Consider the following 2,666-nt stretch of genomic DNA (forward strand, 5'->3'; position numbering starts at 1 on the left):
GTCCGAATTCAAGTTCGCCCAACGCATCGATAAATTGCCCCCGTACCTTTTCGCCGCCATCGACAAGGCCAAGGAAGAGGTGCGCGCCAAAGGGCTCGACATCATCAGCCTGGGCATCGGCGATCCGGATCTGCCCACCCCGGACTTCATCATCGACGCCCTGTGCGCCTCCGCGCGCAAGCCCGTGAACCACCAGTACCCCTCGTACGTGGGGCTGTACGCCTTTCGCAGGGCCGTGGCCGACTGGTACAAGCGGCGCTTCAACGTCGATCTGGACCCGAACACCGAAGTGGTCAGCCTCATCGGCTCCAAGGAAGGCATCGCGCATTTCCCGCTGGCCTTCATCAATCCCGGCGACGTGGCCCTCATCGCCACCCCGAATTATCCCGTCTACGGCGTCACCACGGAGTTCGTGGGCGGCATTCCCATGTATCTGCCGCTGACGGATGAGAACAACTTCCTGCCCGATCTCGACGCCATCGACAACGATACCTGGAAAAAAGCCAAACTGATCTACGTCAACTACCCCAACAATCCCACGGCGGCCACGGCCCCGCGGTCCTTCTACGAAAAGCTCATCGAAAAGGCCAAAGAGTTCGACGTCATCGTCGTGCACGACGCGGCCTACACCGAGATCTACTTCGACGAGGCCAAGAAGCCCCTGTCAATCATGGAGATCCCTGGGGGCAAGGACGTGGCCATCGAGTTCCACTCGCTGTCCAAGACCTACAACATGACCGGCTGGCGCGTGGGCATGGCCGTGGGCAACCCCACGCTGGTCAAGGGTCTTGCCAAGGTGAAGGAACAGATGGATTCCGGCATCTTCCAGGCCGTCCAGGAGGCGGGAGTCGTTGCCCTGGACCAGGGTGACGAATTCTGTGTGGGCTTGCGCAAGATTTATAAAGAGCGCCGCGACGTGGTGGTGGACGCCCTGAAGAAGGCGGGCATCTCCTGCCGCACGCCCGACGCCAGCTTCTACATCTGGTCCAAGGTGCCCAAGGGCTTCACCAGTAAGGATTTCGTCACCAAATTGCTCATGGAAACCGGCGTGGTGACCACGCCTGGAAACGGCTTCGGCACCCCGGGCGAGGGCTACTTCCGCATCTCGCTCACTGTGGACACGGATCGACTGAAGGAGGCGGTGTTACGGATTTCCCAACTCTAGACGCCTACGTGTCCCTGGGCTCGAACCTGGGCGACGGCGAAGCGAACATCGAAGAGGCCTTGCAGCGCCTAGAACACTACGGCAACGACCTGGTGTTCGACGCGCAGTCGCCCATATACAAAACCGAACCCCAGGGCGCCGTCAAGGATCAGCCCTGGTTCACCAACTGCGTCGTGCGCTTCAAGGTCGGCTCCGACATCTGGGCCCCGGAGGGGCTTCTTTCCACGCTCCAGGCCGTGGAGGCCAAGATGGGCCGCGAGCGCGACGAAGAAGCTCCCGGCGGTCCCAGGCTCATCGATATGGACCTGTTGCTCTTCGGCGACGTGACCATGCAGGGCGAGTACCTGACCTTGCCGCATCCGCGCATGCTGGAGCGGGCCTTTGTGCTGGTGCCCTTGAAGGACATCGCGCCTGGGCTGACGCTTCCAGGCGGGAAAACGGTCGAGCAGGCCCTGGCCGGGATCGGTTACACCCTTGATGGCCGGAACATCAGCCAGAAGTAGGGCGCTCTGGCGTCTCTGGCCCTCTAAAGAAGGAATACCCACATGATGAGCGTGACCAAGCTTCTCATCCTGGCCATCTGCGCCTTCGTGGTCTGGAAGCTCTTCGCCGGCGACAAACGTTGGAAGCAGTCTAAAGAGCAGGAAAAAAAGGAAGATCTCGTGGCTTCCGGCGAGATGGTCAAGGATCCCGTGTGCGGGGCCTATGTTTCCAAGAACAGCGACATCCGCGTACGCCAAGGCGACGTGGTGCTGAACTTCTGCTCCTACGACTGCCGCGAGAAATACCTGAAGCGCCTTGAGGGCGAAAACGGGGGCGGGCAGGCGTAAGCGTTTTCTCCCACCGGCCACAGCCCTCAGGCGGAGGACCGCATGAAGATATTCCTCGACAGCGCCAATATCGAGCACATCAGACAGGCCAAGGCTTTGGGCGCCCTTGAAGGCGTGACCACCAATCCGAGCCTGCTGTCCAAAGAAAAAGGCGACTGGAAGAAGATCGTCCGTCAGATCTGCAAGGAGACCGACGGGCCCGTGAGCGTGGAGGTCATCGCCGCCGATGCCCAGGGAATGCTGGCCGAGGCGCGTGATCTGGTGAAGATCGCCCCGAACGTCGTGGTCAAGGTGCCCCTGACGCTGGAAGGCCTCAAGGCCATCAGCGAACTGCACCAGCGCGGCGTGGAAACGAACGCCACACTTGTTTTTTCGCCCAACCAGGCGCTTCTGGCCGCCAAAGCCGGGGCGACATTCGTCAGCCCCTTTGTAGGCAGGCTGGATGACATCGGCCAGGACGGCATGCAGGTCATCCAGGACATTATGACCATCTTCCGCAACTATGATCTGCCCACGCAAGTGCTGGCGGCGAGCATTCGGCACACCAGCCATTTCTTCCAGGCGGCCTTACTCGGGGCCGATGCGGCGACCATTCCCCTCAATGTGCTGCTTGACCTGACAAAGCACCCAATGACCGACATCGGCCTGGCCAAGTTCATGGAGGACTGGGC

The 2,666-nt window shown here is 61.0% G+C and carries 4 protein-coding genes; all 4 read left to right on the plus strand.

Annotated features, from left to right (window positions below; all coding sequences use genetic code 11):
* Window positions 1-1,165, plus strand: a 1,165-nt coding sequence (locus VN419_RS13455; protein WP_325647730.1) for an LL-diaminopimelate aminotransferase, incomplete at its 5' end; no start/stop codon positions are given.
* A gap of 8 nt (window positions 1,166-1,173) precedes the next feature.
* Window positions 1,174-1,668, plus strand: a complete 495-nt coding sequence (folK, locus tag VN419_RS13460; protein ID WP_325647731.1) for a 2-amino-4-hydroxy-6-hydroxymethyldihydropteridine diphosphokinase — start codon at window positions 1,174-1,176, stop codon at window positions 1,666-1,668.
* 42 nt (window positions 1,669-1,710) lie between these two features.
* Window positions 1,711-1,995 (plus strand): transcriptional regulator, encoded by a 285-nt coding sequence (locus tag VN419_RS13465; RefSeq protein ID WP_325647732.1) that lies wholly within the window; start codon window positions 1,711-1,713, stop codon window positions 1,993-1,995.
* A 42-nt stretch (window positions 1,996-2,037) separates the two neighbouring features.
* A partial coding sequence (gene fsa / locus VN419_RS13470) for a fructose-6-phosphate aldolase (protein ID WP_325647733.1) occupies window positions 2,038-2,666 on the plus strand: 629 nt, incomplete at its 3' end.

Origin of the sequence: Humidesulfovibrio sp., from assembly GCF_035560995.1 — a bacterium.
In the GTDB taxonomy this organism is placed as follows: domain Bacteria; phylum Desulfobacterota; class Desulfovibrionia; order Desulfovibrionales; family Desulfovibrionaceae; genus Humidesulfovibrio.

Bases quoted from the DNA above. Each gene is read 5' to 3' on its own strand.
- VN419_RS13465 (WP_325647732.1), top strand. From the start codon at position 1,711: ATGATGAGCGTGACCAAGCTTCTCATCCTGGCCATCTGCGCCTTCGTG.